At 62.8% G+C, this 23505-nt stretch carries 21 protein-coding genes; 14 read left to right on the forward strand and 7 right to left on the reverse strand.

What is annotated here, in order from left to right; all coding sequences use genetic code 11:
- Positions 1 to 2: 2 nt before the first annotated feature.
- The 6 genes from ACEN84_RS12910 (at position 3) to ubiA (ending at position 5031) form a co-directional block, all read left to right on the forward strand.
- On the forward strand, positions 3 to 812 hold the full coding sequence (locus ACEN84_RS12910) for a 3'(2'),5'-bisphosphate nucleotidase CysQ (RefSeq protein ID WP_413711065.1): 810 nt from the start codon (positions 3 to 5) through the stop codon (positions 810 to 812).
- Between the two features lie 61 nt (positions 813 to 873).
- Complete coding sequence (locus ACEN84_RS12915; RefSeq protein WP_112713001.1) at positions 874 to 1122, forward strand: DUF4170 domain-containing protein; 249 nt, start codon at positions 874 to 876, stop codon at positions 1120 to 1122.
- 175 nt (positions 1123 to 1297) lie between these two features.
- Positions 1298 to 2614, forward strand: coding sequence for a lipid IV(A) 3-deoxy-D-manno-octulosonic acid transferase (gene waaA / locus ACEN84_RS12920; protein ID WP_413711066.1), 1317 nt, complete (start codon positions 1298 to 1300; stop codon positions 2612 to 2614).
- Positions 2615 to 2637: 23 nt separating this feature from the next.
- On the forward strand, positions 2638 to 3357 hold the full coding sequence (locus tag ACEN84_RS12925; RefSeq protein ID WP_413711067.1) for an HAD family hydrolase: 720 nt from the start codon (positions 2638 to 2640) through the stop codon (positions 3355 to 3357).
- A gap of 16 nt (positions 3358 to 3373) precedes the next feature.
- Positions 3374 to 3970 (forward strand): GNAT family N-acetyltransferase, encoded by a 597-nt coding sequence (locus ACEN84_RS12930; RefSeq protein ID WP_413711068.1) that lies wholly within the window; start codon positions 3374 to 3376, stop codon positions 3968 to 3970.
- A gap of 101 nt (positions 3971 to 4071) precedes the next feature.
- Positions 4072 to 5031 carry a 4-hydroxybenzoate octaprenyltransferase gene (gene ubiA, locus ACEN84_RS12935; protein ID WP_413711069.1) on the forward strand — a complete coding sequence of 320 codons (960 nt, stop codon included), beginning with the start codon at positions 4072 to 4074 and terminating at the stop codon, positions 5029 to 5031.
- A gap of 71 nt (positions 5032 to 5102) precedes the next feature.
- Here the strand turns inward: ubiA and ACEN84_RS12940 are convergent, their stop codons facing one another.
- On the reverse strand, positions 5103 to 5669 hold the full coding sequence (locus ACEN84_RS12940) for a DUF6101 family protein (RefSeq protein ID WP_112714342.1): 567 nt from the start codon (positions 5667 to 5669) through the stop codon (positions 5103 to 5105).
- Positions 5670 to 5981: 312 nt separating this feature from the next.
- On the opposite strand from ACEN84_RS12940, the gene ACEN84_RS12945 reads away from it, so the two are divergent.
- Positions 5982 to 8813, forward strand: a complete 2832-nt coding sequence (locus ACEN84_RS12945; protein WP_413711070.1) for a DUF1217 domain-containing protein — start codon at positions 5982 to 5984, stop codon at positions 8811 to 8813.
- Here the strand turns inward: ACEN84_RS12945 and ACEN84_RS12950 are convergent.
- From ACEN84_RS12950 to ACEN84_RS12960, 3 genes are all read right to left on the reverse strand, one after another.
- Positions 8810 to 10240: an FAD-binding oxidoreductase gene (locus ACEN84_RS12950; protein WP_413711071.1), complete on the reverse strand. Its 1431-nt coding sequence runs from the start codon at positions 10238 to 10240 to the stop codon at positions 8810 to 8812. The genes ACEN84_RS12945 and ACEN84_RS12950 overlap by 4 nt on opposite strands.
- 19 nt (positions 10241 to 10259) lie before the next feature.
- Positions 10260 to 11234 (reverse strand): L-threonylcarbamoyladenylate synthase, encoded by a 975-nt coding sequence (locus ACEN84_RS12955; protein WP_413711072.1) that lies wholly within the window; start codon positions 11232 to 11234, stop codon positions 10260 to 10262.
- A gap of 96 nt (positions 11235 to 11330) precedes the next feature.
- Entirely contained in the window at positions 11331 to 11936 is a 606-nt protein-coding gene (locus tag ACEN84_RS12960; RefSeq protein WP_112712987.1) for a DUF6656 family protein, read from the reverse strand.
- A gap of 401 nt (positions 11937 to 12337) precedes the next feature.
- On the opposite strand from ACEN84_RS12960, the gene ACEN84_RS12965 reads away from it, so the two are divergent.
- Together ACEN84_RS12965 and ACEN84_RS12970 are read left to right on the forward strand one after the other, a co-directional pair.
- Positions 12338 to 13582 (forward strand): aromatic ring-hydroxylating oxygenase subunit alpha, encoded by a 1245-nt coding sequence (locus tag ACEN84_RS12965; protein ID WP_203429493.1) that lies wholly within the window; start codon positions 12338 to 12340, stop codon positions 13580 to 13582.
- A gap of 161 nt (positions 13583 to 13743) precedes the next feature.
- Positions 13744 to 14193, forward strand: a complete 450-nt coding sequence (locus ACEN84_RS12970; RefSeq protein ID WP_112712983.1) for a BA14K family protein — start codon at positions 13744 to 13746, stop codon at positions 14191 to 14193.
- Positions 14194 to 14246: 53 nt separating this feature from the next.
- Here ACEN84_RS12970 and ACEN84_RS12975 read toward each other — a convergent pair whose 3' ends face one another.
- Positions 14247 to 15242: a transporter gene (locus ACEN84_RS12975; protein ID WP_112712981.1), complete on the reverse strand. Its 996-nt coding sequence runs from the start codon at positions 15240 to 15242 to the stop codon at positions 14247 to 14249.
- A gap of 216 nt (positions 15243 to 15458) precedes the next feature.
- On the opposite strand from ACEN84_RS12975, the gene ACEN84_RS12980 reads away from it, so the two are divergent.
- From ACEN84_RS12980 to ACEN84_RS13000, 5 genes are all read left to right on the forward strand, one after another.
- Positions 15459 to 17237: an acyl-CoA dehydrogenase gene (locus ACEN84_RS12980; RefSeq protein WP_413711073.1), complete on the forward strand. Its 1779-nt coding sequence runs from the start codon at positions 15459 to 15461 to the stop codon at positions 17235 to 17237.
- 7 nt (positions 17238 to 17244) lie between these two features.
- Positions 17245 to 17997 carry a crotonase/enoyl-CoA hydratase family protein gene (locus tag ACEN84_RS12985; RefSeq protein ID WP_413711074.1) on the forward strand — a complete coding sequence of 251 codons (753 nt, stop codon included), beginning with the start codon at positions 17245 to 17247 and terminating at the stop codon, positions 17995 to 17997.
- Positions 17998 to 18211: 214 nt separating this feature from the next.
- Positions 18212 to 20278: a methyl-accepting chemotaxis protein gene (locus ACEN84_RS12990; protein WP_413711075.1), complete on the forward strand. Its 2067-nt coding sequence runs from the start codon at positions 18212 to 18214 to the stop codon at positions 20276 to 20278.
- 119 nt (positions 20279 to 20397) lie between these two features.
- Positions 20398 to 20745, forward strand: coding sequence for an ArsR/SmtB family transcription factor (locus tag ACEN84_RS12995; protein ID WP_413711076.1), 348 nt, complete (start codon positions 20398 to 20400; stop codon positions 20743 to 20745).
- A gap of 4 nt (positions 20746 to 20749) precedes the next feature.
- Entirely contained in the window at positions 20750 to 21220 is a 471-nt protein-coding gene (locus ACEN84_RS13000; protein ID WP_413711077.1) for an SRPBCC family protein, read from the forward strand.
- A 245-nt stretch (positions 21221 to 21465) separates the two neighbouring features.
- Here the strand turns inward: ACEN84_RS13000 and ACEN84_RS13005 are convergent, their stop codons facing one another.
- Both ACEN84_RS13005 and ACEN84_RS13010 read right to left on the reverse strand, forming a co-directional pair.
- Positions 21466 to 22716, reverse strand: coding sequence for a class I SAM-dependent RNA methyltransferase (locus ACEN84_RS13005; protein ID WP_413711078.1), 1251 nt, complete (start codon positions 22714 to 22716; stop codon positions 21466 to 21468).
- Positions 22713 to 23459: a TlyA family RNA methyltransferase gene (locus ACEN84_RS13010; protein WP_413711079.1), complete on the reverse strand. Its 747-nt coding sequence runs from the start codon at positions 23457 to 23459 to the stop codon at positions 22713 to 22715. The genes ACEN84_RS13005 and ACEN84_RS13010 overlap by 4 nt, the downstream gene beginning before the upstream one ends.
- Positions 23460 to 23505: the final 46 nt, after the last annotated feature.

The raw sequence follows: 23505 nt of genomic DNA on the forward strand, positions 1-23505 counted from the left end.
AGATGACTGACGCCGTAAACGCCCGCTGGCAGAGCGATCTCACGCTGATCGCCGATGCCGCAAAGCAGGCGGGTGAAGTGGCGCTCGGCTATTTCAATCAGTCGCCCGAGGTCTGGTGGAAGAACGAGGGCCGCTCGCCGGTCAGCGCCGCCGATTTCGCTGCCAATGAGACCCTTGAGAAGATCCTGCGCGCCGCCCGCCCAACTTACGGCTGGCTCTCGGAAGAGACCGAGGACAGCGCCGCGCGCCTTGCCAGCGAAACCGTCTTCATCATCGATCCGATCGACGGCACCCGCGCCTTCCTCGGCGGCCAGGCTCTCTGGTGCGTCAGCGTCGCCGTCGTTCATCGCGGCCGCCCGGTCGCCGGTGTCCTCTACGCTCCGGCGCTCAACGAACTGTTCGAAGCCGTCGAAGGCGGCCCGGCGCTGAAGAATGGCGAGCCGATCTCGGTCTCCGCGCGCGGACCGGAAACGGTCAGCCGTTTTGCCGTCGGCGAGGATCTGCTGAAGGCCTTCCCGGCGCCCTTCCGCAGCCGCATCGAGCGCGTCCGGCATGTGCCCTCGCTCGCCTATCGTATCGCCATGGTCGCCGATGGCCGCCTAGAAGGCACCTTCGTCAAGCCGACCTCGCATGACTGGGATCTCGCCGCCGCCGACCTCATCCTCGCGCGCGCCGGCGGCGAGCTCACCGGCCTCGACGGCGTGCCCGTGCGCTACAATCGCGCCGAGGTCAGCCATGGGGCACTGTGCGGCGCGGCGGCACCCCGCATGGCAGAGTTTCTGGAAGGACTGGCTTCGATACGAAGCAGTTGACGTTTTCGTCAAAATCCCGCAGATGAAAGCGCGGAGGAGACCAGAAAAGAAAGAGAAGAAAATGACGGAATCCGGCGGTAAGAAGCAGCTCCTGCACCTCGTTTTTGGCGGCGAATTGGAAAGCCTGACGGACGTTCAGTTCCGCGATCTCAAGGATCTCGATATCGTTGGCATTTTCCCGGATTACGCATCCGCGCTGACCGCGTGGAAGGCCAAGGCACAGTCGACCGTTGATAACGCACATATGCGTTACTTCATCGTCCACATGCACCGCCTGCTCGATCCGCAGGATAAGGCCGGCAGCAACTGATTTTATAGGCTTTTCAGCATGGTAGCCGCCCTCGCGGCGGCGCCGTTTCATGCCCGCGTATTGCGCCCGCTGCCGTCGAATGACGCATTCTGAACAAATTAATCGGCCATTGCGGCCGCAACAATAATTGGGGAATGGGTTTGATGTCGATCATTGCTGATCGGAGGCATTTTACATGAGTTCGCCGGGAGCGCGTTTCGCGCTGGGCGTCTACAGGACCGCGGGTGTCGTGGCGACGCCTTTGGTCGGCGCCTATCTCGCCTACCGCACCGCCAAGGGCAAGGAAGAGCGCGCGCGCCGGACGGAACGTTTCGGCTATGCGAGCGCCAACCGGCCCCAGGGCCCGCTCGTCTGGTTCCATGCCGCAAGCGTAGGCGAAACCAATGCCGTCATCCCGCTGATCCGCGAAATCCGCCGCCGCGATATCCACGTCATCCTGACGACGGGAACGATCACCTCGGCGAAGGTCGCCGCCGATCGTCTCGGCGGTGATGCGATCCACCAATATGTGCCGCTCGACCTGAAGCCGGCCGTCAGCCGTTTCCTGGAATACTGGCAGCCCGATTGCGCCATCATCGCCGAGTCCGAAATCTGGCCGGCGACGATGATGGAGCTCGGCCGCCGCCGCATTCCGCAGATCCTCGTCAATGCCCGCATGTCGGACCGCTCCTTCGCTCGCTGGCAGCGCCGCCCGTCGATTGCCGAGGCGCTGTTCGAGAACCTGGCGCTGGTCATTGCCCAGTCCGATGTCGATTCCGAACGCTTCCGCGATCTCGGCGCCCGGCATGTGATGACCTCGGGCAACCTGAAGGTCGATACCGACGCGCCGCCCTATGACGCCAATCTCTTTGCCCGCTACAAGCAGCAGATCGGCGATCGCAAGACCTGGGCCGCCGTCTCCACCTTCGATGGCGAGGAAAATGCCGCAGCCGTCGTCCACCGCACGCTGAAGGACCGCAACAACCAGCTGACGATCATCGTGCCGCGCCATCCCGAGCGCTCCGACGAGATCGAGCAGATGCTGGTTGCCCAGGGCCTGAAGGTCGCGCGCCGCACCCGCAACGACGTTATCTCGCCCGATGTCGATATCTTCCTCGGCGATACGATCGGCGAGATGGGTCTCTATCTCCGCCTCACCGAAGTCGTCTTCGTCGGCCGCTCGCTCTATGCCGAAGGCGGCCAGAACCCGCTGGAGCCGGCCATGCTCGGCTGCGCGGTTCTCTCCGGCAGCAATGTCCAGAATTTCCGCGAGGCCTACCAGAAGCTCGCCCGCCGCGGCAGCGCCCGCATGGTGCGCGATACCGAGATGCTGGCCAAGGGCGTGCATTATCTGCTCATCAACGACGAAGCGCGCCGCAATATGATCGAGGCCGGCATCGCGGCCGTGCAAGAAATGCGCGGAGCACTGACGGCAACGGTGAAGGCGCTCGAGCCCTACATCAATCCGCTGACGGTGAAGGCAAGGCTGCTGCCGAAATCGGCGCAAGGCTGAGGGATACAAGGCTGAGGGATACGATGGCACTCGACGGTATCAGGGGCATTCTCTTCGACAAGGACGGCACGCTCCTCGATTACGACGAGAGCTGGCTGCCGGTGAACCGCGAGCTTGCCCGCATCGCCTCGCAGGACGATGCCGCGCTCGCCGATCACCTGCTGCGCGAAACCGGCATGGATCCCGTCAGCGGCCATATCGTCCCCGACAGCCTGCTCGCCGCCGGCAACACCCGCCAGATCGCCGCGGGCCTCGTCGCTGCCGGCTCGAGGGTCGAGGTCACCGAGCTCACCATCAAGCTCGACACGCTGTTTTCCAATGCCGCCGAGTTTTCGGTACCGGTCACAGATCTCGCCGGCTTCTTCGCCCGCCTCCACGCCCGCGGCTTCAAGCTCGGCATCGCCTCCAGCGACAACGAACGCTCGATCCGCCAGACCGCCCAGCGCTTCGGCTTCGCCCAGTATGTCGATTACATCGCCGGCTACGACAGCGGCTTCGGCAGCAAGCCGGAAGCCGGAATGGTGCTCGGCTTCTGCAAGGCCACGGGCCTGGCCCCCGCCGAAATTGCCGTCGTCGGTGACAACAATCACGACCTGCATATGGGCCACAACGCCAATGCCGGCCTCAAGGTCGCGGTGCTGACAGGCACCGGCTCCCGCGAATCCCTCTCCGCCGCATCCGACTACTGCCTCAACGACATCACCGAGCTCGAAACCCTGCTGCCGGGCCTCCAGCCGGCCTAGTCCAGGCCCGAACCATATGACATTCGATCCCCGATCAGCGATGAAGCCGACCTTGCGTGGTGAGCGCCTGACGCTTGTTCCGTTGGAGAAGCAGCATAGGGCCGTGCTCCTGGCCGCAGCCGCTGACGGCAATCTCTGGGACCTGAAGGTAACCGCCGTCCCGAGCGCCGAGACAATCGACACCTATATCGAAACCGCGATCGCCGGCCGTGAAGCCGGGACGATCATTCCTTTCGTGACGGTTGCCGGGGATCAGGTCGTCGGCAGCACGCGCTTCTGGAAGCTCGACCGCGTCAACCGCAATGTTGAGATCGGGCATACCTGGATCGGCGCCTCATGGCAGCGCAGCTTCGTCAATACCGAGGCGAAGTTCCTGATGCTGGAATATGCGTTCGAAGTGCTGGACTGCATCCGGGTCCAATTCACCACCGATGAATTGAACGAGCGATCGCGCCGGGCGATCGTCAGGATCGGCGCGGTCGAGGAAGGCATCATCCGCAACGAGCGCATCATGCCTGATGGACGCAAGCGCAACTCGGTGCGCTTCAGCATCATCGATACGGAATGGCCGCAGGTGAAGGATCAGCTGAAGGCGCGGCTCGCTTCCGCCTGAGGCGGGAGGCTGCGTTCGAGGCTCGCGCTTTCCCGCCGACCGGATCACCCGCGCCACCATGCCCGCTTGACCCGCCGCATTCCGCGTCGCTACATGACTCCATGCAAAAGATCGACGGACTGAACGGGCGAGTCGCCGACGCGCCTTCGGACAATTGGGTTTACCGGATCCTGCCACCCTGGCTCTGGCCCTATGCGCAGCTGGCGCGCTGGGACCGGCCGATCGGCTGGCAGCTTCTGATGTGGCCGTGCTTCTGGTCGGTGGCGCTGGCGGCCAATGCCGCGGCGGCCGCGGGCAGCTTTTCCGGCGGGCAGACGATCTATCATCTGATCCTCTATTTTCTCGGATCCGTCGCCATGCGCGGCGCCGGCTGCGCGTATAACGATCTCGTCGATCACAAGATCGATATGGAAGTGGCGCGTACCCGCTCGCGCCCGCTGCCCTCCGGCCGCGTCACCCGCACGCAGACGAAGATCTTCATCGTCCTGCAGGCGCTCGTCGGCCTCGCCGTGCTTCTGCAATTCAACTGGTTCGCCGTGATATTGGGCATCCTGTCGCTCAGCATCGTAGCGCTCTATCCCTTCGCCAAGCGCTTCACCGACTGGCCGCAATTCTTCCTCGGCCTTGCCTTCTCCTGGGGCGCGCTGATGGGCTGGGCCGGGACCTTCGGCACGCTCTCACTTGCTGCCGTCTCGCTCTATGTCGCCTCCGTCGTCTGGACGATCGGCTATGACACGATCTACGCGCATCAGGACAAGGAGGACGACGAACTGATCGGCGTCCGCTCCACCGCGCGTCTCTTCGGGGACCGCACCCGGCAATGGCTGATCGGGCTCTATGGCCTGACGCTCGCCCTGATGCTGCTCGCCTTCGTGCTCGCGGGCGTCGGCCCGCTCGCCTATCTCGGCCTGCTGATTGCAGCCGGCATGTTTGCCTGGCAGATCGTCAAGCTCGATATCAACGATGGCGACCAGTGCCTTTACCTCTTCAAGTCGAACAACCGCGTCGGCCTGATCATCTTTGCCGGCCTGTTCGTCTCGCTGCTCGTCACACTTCCCTGACAGAAACGAAAAAACCCGGCGCAAGGCCGGGTTTCAGTTTGACGCATCTCGCCACAATCCCAGTTGTTGGCTCAGTTGCGGGCGATGATTTCCTTGCCTTCGATCTTCATCGAAACGCCAAGCTTGCCGGTGGTGCGACGCACCAGGAAGCGCGGGCGGCGGTTGGCGAAATAGGAGTGGCGGCGGCGCGGCTTCATGTGGCTGGTGCGCAATTCGCCGAGATGTTCTTCGAGCGGGCGGGCAACGCCATCGGCTTCCACCATCAGCATCGGAATGCGGAAGGCTTCCGACCAGCCGCGCCAGTCGGCGGCGATGTCGCCGAGATCATGGGCGACGAGCAGCGGAACGCAGAGATCGGGATCTTCGTGATGAAGCTCGAGAGTGACGGTGACTTCGCCATTGCCATGGTCGATCGCCCGGGCTGCAACGCCCTTGAAGGCGCGCTTCGGCAGGGCGATAGAAAGCGGCAGGCCGCTGGAGGGGAGAACCTTGCGCAGGATCGCGCCACGTTCGTCGATCGTTATGCTGACGTCGCCAGCGGCGTCATGGATCGCGTAGCTTACCTGCTGGGGGAAGCGCGACGGATCGAGGCGCAGAGTCGTACCGGCCCATGCGGGCTTCATAACGGTGTTGTTCATGTTCATTTCTACCCTTGTCTTACCTGAGAGCCGGTTTCCGGTCTTCTCCTCGGGGCTTTTCGCCCTCTATGGCTCGACAATAGGCGCCGGCTCTTCCGGACCGCTTAAAATTTGCGGTTAAGAAAACGCTGCCTTTCCTGATGGTTATCAAAATCGAATGTGGCAGGGTTTCTGGAATATGAACGTTGTCTCACAAGCACATGTGCCATTCCGGTACCCGCAGCGGTAAGCCTCGGGTAAGCTTTAAGTGGCAAAATCGGCACAGGATATCCTGTTATTCTTTTAGATATTTTCCCGCAAAGGGTCGCCCGGATGATTTCATCTTCTGTTGCTTACGCGATGTTGTCGAAAGACATGAAGACGAGCCTCGATCGCGTCTCGTCCCAGGCGACCGTCAAGCAGAACGCCGACTATTACGCGGAAAATATCAACAAAGTCAAAGATGTAGACGATTTTCTCGGCAACTATAAGCTCTATAGCTATGCGATGACGGCCTATGGCCTCAGCGACATGACCTATGCCAAGGCCTTCATGAAGAAGGTGCTGGAAAGCGATCTGACCGATCCGAACAGCTTTGCCAACAAGCTCGCCGATTCCCGCTACAAGACATTCGCCGCCGCCTATAATTTTCACACGCCGGCCCCGCAGGCTCAGACATCGGCGCAGGAGGACGACACGATCGGCCTCTACACGTCGTCCTACGAGGATAGCGGGCAGGATACGGCCGCGGAATCCAACTATTTCAAGTCCGCGATGCGCGATGTCGACAATGTCACCGACCTCGTCGCCGATCCGCGCCTCAAAGCCTTCGTGCTGACGACCTTCGGCATCGACGGCACCTATGTGTCGAGCAGCTTCCTGAAGAGCGTTCTGACCAGCGACGTCAACGATCCCAACAGCTTCGTGAATACGCAGGCCAATGCCAAGTATCAGGATATGGCCAAGTATTTCAATTTTGCCGCCGATGGCACGACCGGCGGCACGCCGCCGCAGCCGCCGCAGAGCGCGGCGCAGCAGGCCGATCTCGTCGATCGCGCCAATGCCAACGGCAAGGACTATTTCGCTTCGACGATCGGCACCGTCGCCAATGTCGACGACCTTCTGTCCGACCAGAAGCTGAACAACTTCGTCCGCGTCGTCTATAATGTCAGCAACACCGTTTCCGACGCCGACCTCAAGACCTACCTGACCGATCCGGCGACGGCAGCCTCGAGTGGCTACAAGACGCTGAACTCCGCCTTCGGCTTCAATGCCGACGGCAGTGTCAGCGGCAGCGCGCAGACCGCGGACCAGACCGCCGCCACGACCGCGCGCTTCGACCAGTCGACGGCCTATTACAAGCGGATCATGGAAACCGTCACCGGCGCCGACGATATCGTCGCCGATCCCGCGCTGTCGTCCTACGTCAAGATCGCCTTCGGCGTGCCGCTGACCATGTCGGATGACGACGTCACGAAGATGCTGACCGACCCTACCTTCGCGGCGTCCGTCGGCGCCCCGGATGCCCCGTCGGATTTCAATTTCAACGCCGATGGCTCGATGGTGGGCTCGGCCCAGACGACCGACCAGAAGAACGGCATCGTCGAGAAATACACGCTGAATTCGCTGCAGAAGGTGGTCGACTATGACGACGTGCCGGGCGAGCCCGACGACGTCTATTACGTCACGCCGGCGGCGGCCGATTTCAACAAGGCCTATTTCGAAAAGACCATCAAGACGATTACCAGCGTCGACCAGCTGATGGCCGATGACCGCCTGACCTCTTATATCAAGGCCGCCTACAGCCTTGGAAAGCATGGTTACGGCAGCGGTCTCGTCGATGGTCTCGATAACACCGGCTTGCGCCAGGTGCTCGTCAATGGCGGTCTCGCGACGCAGCTTGGCCTGAAGGATCTTCACGATGCCTTCAATTTCAATGCGGATGGAACGGTCACGTCGCCCGATGGCGCCCAGAGCACAGCCAATACCGCGCAGGTCTCGAAGCAGTATATGGCGCGTTACGACGATGAGGCGAAGGACTTCATCGACGATATCACCTCCAACTATAAGAAGTTGATCACCTCGAGCGTCGGCACCGGCACATTCTCGGATATCAAGGATATCAACGACTTCCTGCGCGACAACAAGCAGATCGACTTCGACAAGAAGAACGATGACCTGCCGGACCTCTACCATGTCGCGCTGCAGGCCTACGGCCTGACGGAAGCCGACCTTCCGAAGTCGATGGCCCGCAAGGTGCTGACAAGCGATGCCTACGATCCGAAGGGCTATGTCGCCTCGCTGAAGGACGATCGCATCACCAATTTCGCCCGAGCCTTCAACTTCGGCGCTGACGGCAAGATCGGCCCGTCTCTGGCGCCGCTGTCGGACGCTTCGATGGCCAAGTACGCCACGAACTACAAGTCGCATGCGACCATGTACATGGCCGACGGTCCGCTCAAGGACAAGGCATCCAAGGACGCAACGACGGATGTCGACAACTTCGCCAAGGGCATGGCCGATGTGAAGTCGCTCGACGACTTCCTCGGCAACAGCAAGCTCACCGATTTCATCCTGAAGTCCGTCGGCCTCGATCCGAAGGACTACGACAAGGATACGCTGAAGAAGATCTTCACCTCGGACCCCGAGGACAAGAAGAGCTATCTGAACACCAAGGCCGACAGCAAGTTCAAGGACATCGTCGCCGACTTCAACTTCGACAAGGACGGCAACATGACCCGGTCGAAGCTCGGCACGGTTCAGGACGCGGGCGCGCTCGACCGCACCCAGTCGGCCTATGTCGCGCAGCAGCTGGAAACCCAGCAGGGTCAGAGCAACGACGGCACCCGCCTGGCGCTCTACTTTGCGCGTCAGGCTCCCAACATCACCTCGCTCTACACGATCCTTGGCGACAAGGCGCTGTTCCAGGTCGTCCAGACGGCCTTCAGCCTGCCGACACAGATGTCCAGCATGGATGTCGACAAGCAAGTGTCGATGCTGCAGAAATTCATCGATCTCAAGGAACTCGGCGATCCCACGAAGGTCGACAAGCTCGTCAAGCGCTTCACGGCGATGTACGACATCCAGAACAGCACGACGCAGGCGCCGGCCCTTCAGATCCTGACGAACGGCGGAACGACCAAGGCGGCCGGCATCCTCGGCTAATCGAGGCTGATCACCTTGCCAGGGTTCATGATCCCGGCGGGGTCGAAGGCGTGCTTGATGCGGCGCATCAGCTCCATCTCGATATCGGAACGGATCGAAGCGAGCTCGTCGCGCTTCAGCTGACCGATGCCATGCTCGGCCGAAATAGAGCCGCCATGGGCACGCACCAGACCGTGAACGATCTTGTTCATCTCGCGCCAGCGGCCGATAAAGGCCGCCTTGTCGGCACCGACCGGTTGCGAGATGTTGTAGTGAATATTCCCGTCGCCCATGTGGCCGAAGGCGCAGATGCGTGCGCCCGGCATCGCCGCCAGCACCGCCTCGCTCGCCTCTGCCATGAAATGCGGGATTTTCGACACCGGCACCGAGACATCGTGCTTGATCGAGCCGCCTTCCGGCTTCTGCGCGTCCGACATGCTCTCGCGCATGCGCCACAGCGCCTGCTGCTGGGCAACAGAGGCGGCGATGGTGGCGTCCTGCACCAGCCCTTCCTCGAAGCCTTTCTCCAGGAGCGCATTCATCATCCGCTCGGCGGTCTCGGCTGAATCCGAGGTCGAGATGTCGATCAAGACATACCAGGGATGCGGGCTCTCCAGCGGATCGCGCACGCCCTCGATATGCTTGCTGGTGATCTCGACGCCGAAGCGCGGCATCAGCTCGAAGCCGGTCAGCGATGTCCCGCAGAGGCTGCCCGCCAGATTGAAGAAGGCGAGCGCATCCTCGACGCTCTGAAGTCCGGCAAAGGCCACCTGCCTGCCGAGCGGCTGCGGAAAGAGCTTCAGCACGGCGCCGGTGATGATCCCGAGCGTGCCCTCGGCGCCGATGAAGAGGTCGCGCAGGTCGTAGCCCGTATTGTCCTTCTTCAGGCGGCGCAGGCCGTCCCAGATTTCGCCGGTCGGCAGCACCACTTCGAGGCCGAGGCAGAGCTGGCGCATGTTGCCATAGGCAAGCACGGCGGTGCCGCCGGCATTGGTGGAGAGGTTGCCGCCGATGCGGCAGGACCCTTCCGAGCCGAGCGACAGCGGGAAAAGCCTGCCATGCGCTTCGGCCGCTTTCTGCACGTCGGCCAGGATTGCGCCGCCATCGGCAACCAGAATATTGGCGACCGGATCGACGTCGCGGATCCTGTTCATCCGCTCGAGCGAAATGATGATATCGGATTTGCCCTCGCGCGGCGTCTGCCCGCCGACGAGCCCGGTATTGCCGGTCTGCGGCACGACGGCCGTGCCGGTCTCGCTCGCAAGCTTCATGATCGCCGAGACTTCCTCGACATTGCCGGGCTTCAGAAGGAGAGGGGAGGAGCCGTGATAGAGGCCGCGGTTCTCGATCAGGTGGGGCGCCAGGTCGGCTTCGCTGCCCAGCGCGTGTTTCTCGCCGACAATGGCGGTAAAGCGGTCGAGCAGTTCGGCAGAAACGGCAGCACTCATTGGCCCTGATCCTTGTTGGTCATTCGCGCGGGGCGGCGGCCCGCCTCAGCCGGTCATTGATCGCTTCGCCCAGCCCCTCGTCGGGGATCGGCGCAAAGGCGATCGTCGCCGCGCCACTGGCGTCGGCCTTCTTCATATAGTCGAAAAGATTGGCAGCGGCCTCGGCAAGGTCGCCTGCCGGGCTGAGGTTCAGCCGGATCGCTGCCTTCTCCATGCCTTCGATGTCGCGCGGTCCAAACAGGATCGCCGCCTCGCCTGCAGCGATCGTGCTGGCGTCCAGGCGCACGGCGGCGCCCGGCGCATAATGCGAGGCCAGCATGCCCGGTGCCTCGATCGCGGCGGATGCCTTCTTCTGGCGGCGCAGCCGCTTGCCGGCGACGCGCTCGATTTCGGCAGCGGCGAGACCGCCCGGGCGAAGCAGCGTCAGTTGGCCATTCTCGACCTTCACGATCGTCGACTCGACGCCGACCTTGCTGGCGCCGGCATCGAGGATCAGCCGGATCTTGCCGCCGAGGTCGTCATCGACATGCGCGGCGCTCGTGGCGCTGATCTTGCCTGAGGTATTGGCGCTCGGCGCTGCCAGCGGCCTTCCGAAGGCGCGGATGAGATCACCGGCAAAACCCTTGGGAATGCGGATGCCGACAGTATCGAGGCCGGCAGTCGCCAGCGCATGGATCCCGCTTTCGGGCTTCAGCGGCAGCACCAGCGTCAGCGGGCCCGGCCAGAAGGCCTGGGCCAGCGCCCGCGACAGCGGATCGAACACCGCGTAACGCTCGGCCATGGCAAGATCGGCCATATGGCAGATCAGCGGATTGAACTGCGGCCGTCCCTTGGTCTCGTAGATGCGGGCAATGGCAGCCGGGTTGGTCGCGTCGGCCGCAAGGCCGTAGACCGTTTCCGTCGGGATTGCGACAGGATGACCATCGCCGAGAACGGCCGAGGCAGCGCTCAGCGCTTCCTCTCTATGTTCTGCAATGTCGATGATCCGTGCCATGGGCCGCCTTTGATGTCAGGCAGTCCATAGGCCCTTGAGCGCCTGCGATCAATATCAGAGCTGGCGAATGCGATCAGAGTTGACGAATGATCCCGATCAGAGCTGGCGAATGATCTCGCGCAGCTGCTCGTTGCGTGCGCCGAGCAGCAGCACGTTCTTGATTGCCACCTGCGGATCGTCGGTCCGGAACAGCACACCGTTGCCGCGCACCGTGCGGTCGATCGTCATCTTCTCCGCGGTATGTTCGCCCGGCTTGATCGCCACGGCGAAATACATGCGCGAATACTGCATGTTGATCTTGTGGAAGAAATTGTCGTTATCGCCGATATCGGCGTAGAAATTGGCGATGTAGAAGGCCCAGCTGACCTCCTCGTAGCGGGCGAATTTCGTCCGCGACGCCGTCACATGGCAGTAGCCGAGATGCGGGCTGTCGGCCAGCGTGCGGTGAAACACCATCTTCGGAAACTGGATCGCCCGGTGGAAGCCGTTGATCTGCTGATGCGCCTGGGTGCCTGCCGATTGCAGCTTGCGGCCGGTCTTTTCGGCGACTTCCTGATGCGAGAGATAGCGGCGCTCTTCCGCCAGCCAGTGTGCCCGCTCCCGGGTGATCTTCCCGGTGCGCAGAAATTCGGAATGCGGCGCCGCTGGCGGCTCCTCCGGTTTGGTCTCGTCCCTGACGTCGAAATAGCGAAGTTTCGCCATGGCGCGTATTCCGTAAGCGTTTGTCCCTTGGCCCAAGAATAGGAGTTCATGCTTAATGTGCTCTTAAGGCCGCGAGCCGCGCCAACCCCTGAAAACTTGCAGTACCCCGGTGTCGTATTTGGGATAATGTCGGGAGAAGGCAAGCGGAGCACGGGTCTGCGCCGTGGCTTTCGCAATGTCGCAATCGAAAGAAAAGAGTGGAAAATCCGTCAGGGCCTCGATTTTCGCAGCCACGCGTCATCCTGTCGTCAATTTCGAAGCCGATGTCGCTTTACAACCAAGACCCGGGGATGCCCGGTGCTTAAATGCCCCCATGACCAATGCTCCCGAGAGGGAGGGAAGCCAGACGCTTCCGAAAGCCATGCCTTTGATGGCTGAGCCGATTGCACGAGGATATGCAAATGGACATTCGCAGCAACGTTTTGCGGCAGCTCAAAAACCGGCGCGAAGGCTTCAGCCTTGAGCAGCCTTTCTATATCGACGAGGACTATTTCAAGCTCGATATGGAAATGATCTACTACCGCGACTGGCTCTTCATGGGCCACGATTGCGAACTGCCGAAGGCGGGCGCCTATTTCACGGTGCAGATCGGCCAGTATCCCGTCGTCATCGTCCGCGGCCGCGACAATGTCATCCGCGCCTTCCACAATTCCTGCCGCCACCGCGGCTCGCGCGTCTGCACCAAGGAGCACGGCTCGTCCGTCCGTCTCGTCTGTCCCTACCACCAGTGGGCCTACGATCTCGACGGCAAGCTCGCCTTCGCCCGCCACATGGGCGACGATTTCGACAAGAGCGGCTTCGGCCTGAAGCCGGTCCATTGCGAAAGCTTCGGCGGCTATATCTTCATCTGCCTCGCCGACAAGGCGCCGGACTTCCAGCCGGTTCGCGACATGGTCGCTCCCTACATGCTGCCGCATCGCCTGGCCGAAGGTAAGATCGCCTTCCAGAGCACGATCATCGAGAAGGGCAACTGGAAGCTTGTCTGGGAAAACAATCGCGAGTGCTACCACTGCGCCGCAAACCACCCGGAACTCTGCCGCACCTATCCGGAAGCCCCGAGCGTCACCGGCACCGATGGCGGCGCCGATGATCCGGAGATCGCCGGCCACTGGGCGCGCTGCGAGGCCGCCGGCCTGCCGAGCAAGTTCCAGATCTCGCCGGACGGCCAGTTCCGCGCCGCCCGCATGCCGCTGATCGAGGATGCCGAGAGCTACACCATGTCCGGCCGCCCGGCCGTCAAGCGCAAGCTGTCGGAAGACGTCACGATCGACCGGATCGGCACCATGCTGCTCTTCCACTACCCGACGACCTGGAACCACCTGCTCGGCGACCACGCGATCTCCTTCCGCGTCATCCCGCTCAGCGCCAACGAGACGGCCGTCACCACCAAGTGGATCGTCCATAAGGATGCCGTCGAAGGCGTCGACTACGATCTCGAAGAGCTGACGCATGTCTGGACCGAGACCAACGACCAGGACCGCCGCATCGTCGAAGAGAATGCCTTCGGCATCCATTCGCCGGCCTATGAACCCGGTCCCTACTCGATGCTCCACGAGGGCGGCGTCATGCAGTTCCTCGAGTGGTACACCAACTTCATGGTCAACCGCCTGCAGGGCGATCAGGCGAAGCTTTCCGTCGTCGCCTGACATTCGCGTGATCTGACGAGCGCCGATGACCCGGTTAATCTCCGGTTCATCGGCGCTTTCGTAACTTCAACCCGTGCTTGAAGAAAACGCCAGTTGGAACAATTTCCACCCTCGCGCGTTTGCTGGCAGGCAAATTCTGCTCTTGGGATTGGAGAACTACGATGATTGGCCTCAGTAAGAAGATTTCGGCCGCTGTCCTGTCCGCCGCCGTTGTCCTGACGAGCTTCCTGCCCTCCGAAGCGATGCCGCTGCCGGCAGCGCCACAGGTCGCGCCGCAGGAGCAGGCTTCGAACGTTCAGGATGTCCAGTATCGCCGCTATTACGGCCGTCCGGGCTGGTATGGCGGTTATCGCGGCTATCCGTACTACCGCCGTGGCTACCGTCACTATAACGGCTATTGGTATCCGCTGGCTGCCTTCGGCGCCGGTGCGATCATCGGTGGTGCGATTGCTTCGCAGCCGCGCTATTACGCCCCGCCGCCGGCCTATGCGCCGCGCCTGACGGCCGCGCATGTCCGCTGGTGCGAAAATCGCTACCGTTCGTATCGCGTCTACGACAACACCTTCCAGCCCTATGGCGGCCCGCGTCAGCAGTGCTACTCGCCCTACTGATATCGAGCGATCGGAATGACAAAAGCTCGGCAGAGATGCCGGGCTTTTTGCTGTCAGAGAATGTTGACCCGCTTCAGGAGCCACCAGGCAAACAGGATCGAGGCGAGGATCAGCGCCACCGCATACTCCGTGCCGCCGGTGCCCTGCGCGAAGGGCAGGTTGGCGGTGTTCATGCCGAAGAAGCCGGTCACCAGCGTCGGCGGCAGCAGGAAGGCGGTCATGATCGACAGGATGTAGAGATGCCGGTTGGTCTCCGAGGAGAGCTTCGAGTCGATTTCTTCGTGCAGCAGGCGGGCGCGCTCCTGCAGGGCGTAGATGTCGTGATCGACTGCTTCCAGCCGGCTCGTCAGCCGCCCGGCGATATCCTCGAAGCCGAAGGGCATCTCGTCCTCATCTGAAGCGGAGGCCCGGCGCATCAGCGTCAGCACGTTTCTCAGATGCCGGTGGAGACGTACGATCGTCCGGCGCACCGGCGCCAGCCGCCGCCGCTCGTCGCGCGGCGTGTTGTCGTAGACGAAATCCTCGATCAGATTGAGCTCATCCGTCAGGTCCATGACGACGGAGATCAACGTGCGCTGGAACTCGATGACCAGGAGCTCGAAGATATCGGCCGGATGGTCGAACTTCGCCGGATTCTTCTCGATCATGATCCGCGCGCGATCGACGCTGCGCAACGGCTGCAGCCGCGTGGTGATGATGAACTTGCCCGAAATCGCAAAATGCAGCCAGCCGAGATCGGCGGTGTCCTGATCGAATTCGCGCTGGCAGTCGACCAGCGTTCCATAGAGCATCTGCTCGTCGACGGTGAGCGCCGCATGCGTATCGCGCGTCGTCAGCGCCGCCCGGGCATCCTCGTTCAGCCCGGCAAGCTGCTCCAGCAGCGCCGGCACGCGGGCATCGACGAGATTGAGATGCAGCCAGTAGAAACCGTCCTGCGCGGTGAGCTCGGCCGCCTGCGCGCTGTTTTCCAGCCGGATCGCCGTCTTTGATCCTGCCGGAAATCGATAGGCCCAGATCAAGCCGGGAATATTGGCGGGCAATGTATCCATCGGCGGGGGATCCTCTTCGATGCGGGCATTCTCTTTTTGGCAATCCGCTCTAGAGATTCTCCATGACACCAGTTTGTGCAAGGGCTCGAATAAACTTGAGCCGGGACATCATGGCGCAGATCGGAAAACAAAATTGACGTTTACGTAAAAATCAATTAGCTCTGGCGGCGGAGGATGGTCTTTGCCGCGGGCAGGGCCGAGATGCGAGGAGACAAGATGTACAAGGCGCCCGTCGAGGATATCGCTTTCACCCTGAAGCATGTCGCTGATCTGAAGGATGCGCTGGATAGCGGCATCTTCGGCGATCTCGGCGAAGACCTCGTCGATGCGATCCTCAACGAAGCTGGCCGTTTCGCAACGGAAGAAGTCGCCCCGCTTGCCGAGATCGGCGACAGGCAGGGCTCCCGCCTGATCGATGGCGAGGTGAAGACCCCCGATGGCTGGGCGAAGCTGTATCAGGAATGGATCGCCGGCGGCTGGAACAGCCTGACCGGGCCGGAAGAATTCGGCGGGCAGGGGCTGCCCGTCCTGCTCAATGTCGCGGCCCTCGAAATGTGGAATTCCGGCGCCACCGCCTTCGCGCTATGCCCGACGCTGACGATGGGCGCCGTCGAGGCGCTCAGCGCCCATGGCTCGCCTGAATTGCAGAATGCCTATTTGCCGAAGCTGGTCTCCGGCGAATGGACCGGCACCATGAACCTCACCGAGCCGCATGCCGGTTCGGACGTCGGGGCGCTGAAGAGCCGTGCCGAACGCCGCGATGACGGCACCTACCGCATCTTCGGCCAGAAGATCTTCATCACCTGGGGCGAACACGACGCCACCGACAACATCATCCATCTCGTCCTCGCCCGCCTGCCGGATGCGCCTGCCGGAACGCGCGGCATCTCGCTTTTCCTCGTCCCGAAATTCCTGGTGAACGCCGATGGTTCGCTCGGCGCCCGCAACGATGTCTTCGTCCACTCGCTCGAACACAAGATGGGCATCCACGGCTCGCCGACCTGCACGATGATCTATGGCGACGCCAAGTTCGGCGATGAGAAGGGCGCCATCGGCTGGCTGATCGGCGAGGAGAACAAGGGCCTCAACTGCATGTTCACGATGATGAACAATGCCCGCCTGACGGTCGGCATGCAGGGCGTGGCGATCGCCGAGGCGGCGACCCAGAAGGCCATCGCCTTCGCGAAAGAACGCACCCAGGGCAAGGCGCCCGGCTGGAGCGGCTCCGGCATGAGCCCGATCATCGAGCATCCCGATGTCATCAGGATGCTGCTGACGATGAAGGCGCTGACGCAGGGCGCGCGCGCCATTTCCTATTCCTGCGCCCACGCCATCGACATGTCGCATCACGGGAGCGGCGATAGCAGGCACTGGCAGGAGCGCGCCGCTCTGCTGACCCCGATTGCCAAGTCCTTTGCTACCGACGCCGGCGTCGATGTCGCCTCGCTCGGTATCCAGGTCCATGGCGGCATGGGCTTCATCGAGGAAACCGGTGCCGCCCGTTTCCTGCGTGACGCCCGCATCGCGCCGATCTACGAGGGCACCAACGGCATCCAGGCGATCGACCTCGTCACCCGCAAGCTGCCGCTCTCGAACGGCGAGCATGTGAAGGGTTTCATCGCCGAGCTCTCTGCCATTGCCGACGCCGTGCGCGGCTCGAACCTTTCTTCCTTCGGCGAAACCGCCGCCCGGCTCGATGCCGCGATCGCCGACCTGACGGAAGCCACGGATTGGCTGATGAAGGCGCAGGCCGATGGCAGGATCGCCGAAGCGCTCTCGGGTGCCACGCCCTACCAGCGCCTGTTCGGCCTGGTGCTGATGAGCGGCTACCTCGCCAAGGGCGGTCTCGCCAAGACCGGCGACGGCGCCGAAGAGGGCCGCATCGCGCTCTGCCGCTTCGCCGCCGAAAACCTGCTTTCCGAAACCGCTGCCCTGAAGGACCGCACCGTCAATGGTGCCGCGAGCCTTGCCGCAGCCAGCGCCATCTTGGCCTGAGGATATCATGACCGATCACATCATCGTCGAGCAATCCGCCGAGCATCCCGGCGTCCAGATCATCCGCTTCAACCGCCCGGAAAAGAAGAACGCCATCACCCGCGCCATGTACGTGCAGATGACGGAAGCGCTGAAGGCCGCCGATGCCGATGAGGCGATCCGCGCCACCGCGTTTCTCGGCACCGAAGGCGCATTCTCTGCGGGCAACGACATCGCCGATTTCCTCGCCGCCGCCATGGGCGGCGGTCTCGGCCACGAGCTCCTCGATTTCCTCTATGCGCTGGTCAACTCCCGCAAGCCGCTGGTCTCCGGCGTCGATGGCCTGGCGATCGGCATCGGCACGACGATGCACATGCATTGCGACCTGACAATCGCCTCCCTCCGCAGCCAGTTCCGTACCCCCTTCGTCGATCTGGCGCTGGTTCCGGAAGCCGCCTCCAGCCTGCTTGCGCCCCGCATCATGGGCCATCAACGCGCCTTCGCGATGCTGGCTGCAGGCGAGGATTTCTCGGCTGCCGACGCGCGCGATGCCGGACTGATCTGGAAGGTCTGCGCTCCGGGTGAGGTCGAACATCTGACGCTGGCAACCGCCGCCAAGCTCGCCGCCAAGCCCGCTTCCGCGCTGCGGATCGCCCGCGATCTGGTCCGCGGACGGCGCGAAGAGATTATTGCACGTATAGATGAAGAAGCGCGCCACTTCACCGCACAGTTGAAAAGCGATGAAGCAAGAAAAGCCTTCGAAGCCTTCATGCAGCGCTAATATAAAAACATAGGGTTTTAGCTAAATTTTAAGCGTGTTTTAATTCGGGCCTACTAATCAAAGGGTGACGAATTGCCCATTCGTCCGGGCGCATGACGCGCTTTGCTGAGCTTTGCCCAACCCCATTCGCCCGATCCGCGTTGCCGCGCAGTCCATCCGCGCAAACGAGACGGTGGAATACTTCGAAAGAACGCACTTGAAGAAGACGAATTTGATGACGCGCATCCTCGTCGCCGCGTCAGCCGTGGTTCTGGCGGCCTTCGCCGCCTTTTCCTATTACATCAACTCCGTTCAGCGCGACGTGACGACGGCTTCGATCGAGGCCAACATCCAGTCGTCGGGCGAGCAGGCTGCCCACAGCCTCGCCAACTGGATGAACGGCCGCGTGACGCTGACCGCCATGGTCGCCAACGCCATCGGCCGCGCCGCCGATCAGGCCGGCACGCTCAACGTCCTGCAGAACGATATCCTCACCAACCAGTTCGTCAGCACCTATTTCGGCGATGAGCAGGGCGTCTTCACCATGTGGCCGAAGCTGCCGATGCCCGATGGCTACGACCCGCGCAAGCGCCCGTGGTACCAGGATGCCGTCAAGGCCAATGCCAGCGTCATGACCGAGCCCTATGTCGATGCCTCCAGCGGTGACCTGATCATCAGCGCGGCCGTTCCGGTCCAGCGCGATGGCAAGCTCGCCGGCGTCGTCGGCAGCGACTTCTCGCTCGAAACCATGGTCAAGATGATCAAGGAGATCGATCTTGGCGGCCAGGGCACGGCTTTCCTCGTCAACAAGAGCGGCCAGATCCTCATCCACCCGGATGCCAAGCTCGTCACCAAGACGCTCGCCGACGCCTTCCCGGCGCAAACGCCGAAGATCGGCTCCGGCCTCGTTGCGACGGAATTCGGCGGCAAGCCGGTCCTCGTCAGCTTCATGCCGGTCACCGGCCTGCCGACCGTCGAATGGTATCTCGCCTTCGTCGTCGATAGCGACAAGGCTTTCGCTTCGCTCAACGAGTTCCGTATCGCCGCCACCGTCGCAACGCTTCTCGCCGTCGGCCTGATGATCGCTGCCATGGCATGGCTGCTGCACGGCCTCGTCGTCCAGCCGGTCACCGCCATGACCGCCGCGATGCAGAAGCTCGCCGCCGGTGATTTCTCGGTCGCCATTCCAGGCGAGGAGCGCCGCGACCAGATCGGCTCGATGGCCGAAGCCGTCGCGGTCTTCAAGGCCAACGCGATCGACCGCCAGCGTCTGGAAGGCGAGGCCGAAGAGGGCCGTTCGCTGACCGAGCGCGAGCGCCAGGACCGCGAACAGCAGAAGGCCCGCGAAGCCGCCGAAATCCGTACTGCCGTCGATGCCCTTGGCGGCGCTCTCGGCGCGCTCTCGGACGGCAATCTCGCCCACCGCATCGAGACGCCCTTCGCCGCCCATCTCGACCGGCTGCGCAACGACTATAACAGCGCTGTCGGCAAGCTGCATGGCGCTCTCCAGACGGTCGGCAGCAATGCCAATGCGATCGACGCCGGTGCCGCCGAAATCCGCACCGCCGCCGATGGTCTTGCCCGCCGCACCGAGCAGCAGGCAGCCTCCGTCGAGGAAACCGCAGCTGCGCTCGAAGAGATCACCACGACCGTCAAGGACACGGCCCGCCGTGCCGAGGAAGCCGGTAACCTGGTCGATCGCACCCGCAACGGTGCCGAGCAGTCCGGCGAGATCGTCCGCAAGGCCGTCGATGCTATGACCGGCATCGAGCACTCCTCGGAGCAGATCTCCAGCATCATCAGCGTCATCGACGACATCGCCTTCCAGACCAACCTGCTTGCTCTCAATGCAGGCGTCGAGGCAGCCCGTGCCGGTGAAGCCGGCAAGGGCTTCGCCGTCGTCGCCCAGGAAGTCCGCGAGCTCGCCCAGCGTTCTGCAAAGGCCGCCAAGGAAATCGAGGCGCTGATCACCGCATCGAACGCCCAGGTCCGCTCCGGCGTGACGCTGGTCGGCGAAACCGGCAAGTCGCTGGAAGCGATCGTCGCGCAGGTCCAGGAGATCAGCCGCCACGTCGGCGCGATCGTTACCGCCACCCGCGAACAGTCGACCGGTCTCCACGAGATCAACACGGCCGTCAACACCATGGACCAGGGCACGCAGCAGAACGCCGCCATGGTTGAGGAGCAGACGGCAGCCAGCCATGGTCTTGCGGCGGAAGCCGCCAAGCTGATGCAGCTGCTCTCGCAGTTCAATCTCGGCACCGGCCATGCCACCGCATCCGGCCACCGCCGCGTCGCCTGATACGGTCTGTGCCTGAATTGAAATGCCCGCGGAGACGCGGGCATTTTTGTTTGCGTAAATAGCTAGGTATCTGCCTAACCATTATTGACAGGCAGTCGCGGATGCATATAGTTAGGTGTATGCCTAACCAATCGCATGCACTCGATCTGATGTTTCAGGCGCTGGCCGATCCGGCGCGGCGCAGCATGGTCGATCGTCTGTGCAAGGGGCCGGCCTCCGTCAAGGAACTGGCGGCGCCGCTCACCATGGCCCTGCCTTCGGTTCTGCAGCATCTGCAGATGCTGGAAGCGAGCGGCCTGGTGAAATCGGAAAAACTCGGCCGCGTGCGGACCTGCCGCATCGAGCCATCGGCGCTGCGCTCGGCCGAAAGCTGGATCAACGAGCGCCGCACCCATTGGGAGCGCAGCCTCGACAGGCTGGGAGAATACCTGAAAGCCAACCCGGAAATGCCAGAAGTAGAGGAGTAAGCGCATGTCTGAATACAGCACCGTCCATTCCACCTTCTCCGTCGAACGCACCTACGAAGCCTCGCCCGCCTGCGTCTTCGCCGCATGGTCGGATCCGAAGGCCAGGCTGCAATGGGAGGCGATCGGCGACAACTTCACCACCACCTATACGCAGAACGATTTCCGCGTCGGCGGCCGCGATGTCAGCAAGTTCGATTTCGGCAAGAGCGACCAATATGTCGCCGACGCCCGCTACGAGGATATCGTCAAGGACCGCCGCATCGTCTACGCCTACACGATGTCGCATAACGAGCGCCGCATCTCCTCGTCGCTGACGACGATCAGCCTGACGCCGGTCGCCGAGGGCACCCATGTCGTCCTCACCGAACAGATCACCATCCTCGACGGCGGCGACAAGGTGGAATACCGCCAGGCGGGGATCGCGGGCCAGCTCGACCAGCTGGGCACCTTCCTGGCAAGCCGGCCGGTGGCTTGATCTGTCTATACACGAGTTGAAGATGCCTGCGGGGAGGCGGGCATTTTTGTTTGCGTCGGTTGAGCGTTGGGTGGGAGAGGGCTGCATGCCCAACATCTCCCTCATCCCTGTGCTTGTCACAGGGATCCAGCCACCGCGCGTCTGCGCGGTGAATGACTCATTCCCCTTGAAGGCCATCTCCCGCGCCCCAGGACTGGGGCGCACTGGATTCCTGTGACAAGCACAGGAATGAGGGAGGCGCGGAATTACTTCTCCAGCGTCGCCACCACTTCCACATGCGCCGTCCAGAGGAACTGGTCGATCGGCGTGACGCTGGTGATGCGGTAGCCGCCTTCGATCAGGATCGCGAGATCGCGCGCCAGCGTCAGCGGATTGCAGCTGACGGCGACGACTCTCTTGACGGCCGAGCGCGCCAGTTCCTGCGACTGGAATTCGGCGCCGGCACGCGGCGGGTCGAAGACCACGGCGTCGTAATGCTTGAATTCCGCCGTCATCAGCGGACGGCGGAAGAGGTCGCGCTTCTCGACGCTCACCGGCTTCAGCCCCTGTGCCTTGCGGGCGGCGTGATCGAGGGCGGCGAGCGCCTTGTCGTCGCCTTCGACCGCATGGACGCGGCCGATGCGGGCAAGCCGGAGCGAGAAGGTACCGGAACCGGCGAAGAGATCGGCGATGCGCTTGGCCTTGCCGACATGGGCGACAACGAGTTCCGCCATCGCCTCTTCGGCAGGCTTCGTCGCCTGGGTGAAGCCGCCGGCCGGAGGCGAGACCTGCACGCCACCGAAATCGACGATCGGTTTCTGCGGCTCGACGAGGATCTCGCCGTTCAGCGAGACACGGGCGATGCCGCGCATGCCGAGCACGGTCTCGACAGCCTTGCGGCGCTGCTGGTCGGCAAGCTTCTTGATGCCGTCAACGGCAAGGTCGAGACCCGACAGCGTCTCGAGCACCGAAATGCGGAAGGCTTCGGCATTCGTCGCCATCGCCGCGCCGATCGCCTTGATCGCCGGCAGCCGGGCCATGATCCCTGCCGACGAGATCGGACATTCCTCGATCGCGACGATATGGTGGCTTTCGGCCTGGTTGAAACCGATCAGCATGTCCTTCTCGGTCTTGCGCGCCGCGAAGACGACGCGGCGGCGCTCGCCGGGATGGGCGGCAACGAGTTCGCCGACCTCGGCATCGATCCCCTGCGATTTCAGCGCGTTGACCACCAGCTGCCGCTTGAAGGCGCGGTAGGGCGCGTCCGAAAAATGCTGCAGCGTGCAGCCGCCGCAGGTGCCGTTGACGCCGTCGGGGCCGAAATGGCGGCAGGCCGGCTCCTGCCGGTCCGGCGAGGCCTTGGCGATCGACATGATCGTGCCCTGGTTCTTGACGCGCGCGATCGCGACCTCCTCGCCCGGCAGTGCGAAAGGCACGTAGATCGCGCCATCCCTGCCTTCGGCGATACCGTCGCCCTGTCCGCCGAGTTTCTTGATCGTGACTGTTTCGGTGCTCACGGCTTTATTCCTGCAAGTAGATATTCCTGATTGCCGTCGCCGCCGGTAATCGGCGAGGCGATGAGGCCGAGGCTCTTCCAGCCCATGTCTTCGGTAAACCAGCGCTCCAGCTCTGCGGCCACCGACGGCGCGGAGGAGGGGTCTTTCAAGAGACCGCCCTTGCCGATCGCCTCGCGCCCGGCTTCGAACTGCGGCTTGACCAGCAGCGCCGCCTTGGCGCCCGGCTCGGCGATGTCGAGTGCCGGGGCAAGCGCCAGCTTCAGCGAAATGAACGAGACGTCGGAAACCAGGAAGGTCACGGCATGGCCGATATCGTCGGCCGTCAGATTGCGGGCGTTCAGCCCCTCTATATTCGCTACGCGCGGATCGGCCGAAATGCGTGGATGCATCTGCCCGTGGCCGACATCGATCGCCGTCACATGCGCGGCACCGCGCTCCAGCAGCACTTCCGTGAAGCCGCCGGTCGAAGCGCCGACGTCAAGACAGTGATGCCCGGCCGGATCGAGCCGGAAGTGATCGAGCGCCGCCGTCAGCTTCAGTGCGGCGCGCGAGACGTAATCCTGCGCCGGATCGTCGATTTCGATCTCGGCCGTTTCGGCAAACAGCGCGCCCGGCTTGGTGACGACCTTGCCGCCGACTTTCACGGTGCCGCGGTCGATCGCATCGCGCGCTCGCGAACGGCTGGCAAAGAGACCGAGGCTGACGAGCAGCTGGTCGAGACGTTGTGGGTTCTGATCGGACATTGGCAGTCCATGACTGGCAAAACCCGCGCTTGCAAGCCTTTTGTTT

This window comes from Rhizobium sp. Rhizsp82 (genome assembly GCF_047325115.1).
Taxonomy (GTDB): domain Bacteria; phylum Pseudomonadota; class Alphaproteobacteria; order Rhizobiales; family Rhizobiaceae; genus Rhizobium.

What these genes read in the sequence shown, in the direction of transcription:
- waaA (WP_413711066.1), top strand. Translation starts at nt 1,298, where the DNA reads ATGAGTTCGCCGGGAGCGCGTTTCGCGCTGGGCGTCTACAGGACCGCG.
- ACEN84_RS12980 (WP_413711073.1), top strand. Translation starts at nt 15,459, where the DNA reads ATGTACAAGGCGCCCGTCGAGGATATCGCTTTCACCCTGAAGCATGTC.
- ACEN84_RS12950 (WP_413711071.1), bottom strand. Translation starts at nt 10,240, where the DNA reads ATGAGTGCTGCCGTTTCTGCCGAACTGCTCGACCGCTTTACCGCCATT.
- ACEN84_RS12910 (WP_413711065.1), top strand. Translation starts at nt 3, where the DNA reads ATGACTGACGCCGTAAACGCCCGCTGGCAGAGCGATCTCACGCTGATC.
- ACEN84_RS12985 (WP_413711074.1), top strand. Translation starts at nt 17,245, where the DNA reads ATGACCGATCACATCATCGTCGAGCAATCCGCCGAGCATCCCGGCGTC.
- ACEN84_RS12965 (WP_203429493.1), top strand. Translation starts at nt 12,338, where the DNA reads ATGGACATTCGCAGCAACGTTTTGCGGCAGCTCAAAAACCGGCGCGAA.
- ACEN84_RS12915 (WP_112713001.1), top strand. Translation starts at nt 874, where the DNA reads ATGACGGAATCCGGCGGTAAGAAGCAGCTCCTGCACCTCGTTTTTGGC.
- ACEN84_RS12925 (WP_413711067.1), top strand. Translation starts at nt 2,638, where the DNA reads ATGGCACTCGACGGTATCAGGGGCATTCTCTTCGACAAGGACGGCACG.
- ACEN84_RS13010 (WP_413711079.1), bottom strand. Translation starts at nt 23,459, where the DNA reads ATGTCCGATCAGAACCCACAACGTCTCGACCAGCTGCTCGTCAGCCTC.
- ACEN84_RS12975 (WP_112712981.1), bottom strand. Translation starts at nt 15,242, where the DNA reads ATGGATACATTGCCCGCCAATATTCCCGGCTTGATCTGGGCCTATCGA.
- ACEN84_RS12990 (WP_413711075.1), top strand. Translation starts at nt 18,212, where the DNA reads ATGACGCGCATCCTCGTCGCCGCGTCAGCCGTGGTTCTGGCGGCCTTC.
- ACEN84_RS12970 (WP_112712983.1), top strand. Translation starts at nt 13,744, where the DNA reads ATGATTGGCCTCAGTAAGAAGATTTCGGCCGCTGTCCTGTCCGCCGCC.
- ACEN84_RS12960 (WP_112712987.1), bottom strand. Translation starts at nt 11,936, where the DNA reads ATGGCGAAACTTCGCTATTTCGACGTCAGGGACGAGACCAAACCGGAG.
- ACEN84_RS12995 (WP_413711076.1), top strand. Translation starts at nt 20,398, where the DNA reads ATGCCTAACCAATCGCATGCACTCGATCTGATGTTTCAGGCGCTGGCC.
- ubiA (WP_413711069.1), top strand. Translation starts at nt 4,072, where the DNA reads ATGCAAAAGATCGACGGACTGAACGGGCGAGTCGCCGACGCGCCTTCG.
- ACEN84_RS12945 (WP_413711070.1), top strand. Translation starts at nt 5,982, where the DNA reads ATGATTTCATCTTCTGTTGCTTACGCGATGTTGTCGAAAGACATGAAG.
- ACEN84_RS12940 (WP_112714342.1), bottom strand. Translation starts at nt 5,669, where the DNA reads ATGAACAACACCGTTATGAAGCCCGCATGGGCCGGTACGACTCTGCGC.
- ACEN84_RS13000 (WP_413711077.1), top strand. Translation starts at nt 20,750, where the DNA reads ATGTCTGAATACAGCACCGTCCATTCCACCTTCTCCGTCGAACGCACC.
- ACEN84_RS12955 (WP_413711072.1), bottom strand. Translation starts at nt 11,234, where the DNA reads ATGGCACGGATCATCGACATTGCAGAACATAGAGAGGAAGCGCTGAGC.
- ACEN84_RS12930 (WP_413711068.1), top strand. Translation starts at nt 3,374, where the DNA reads ATGACATTCGATCCCCGATCAGCGATGAAGCCGACCTTGCGTGGTGAG.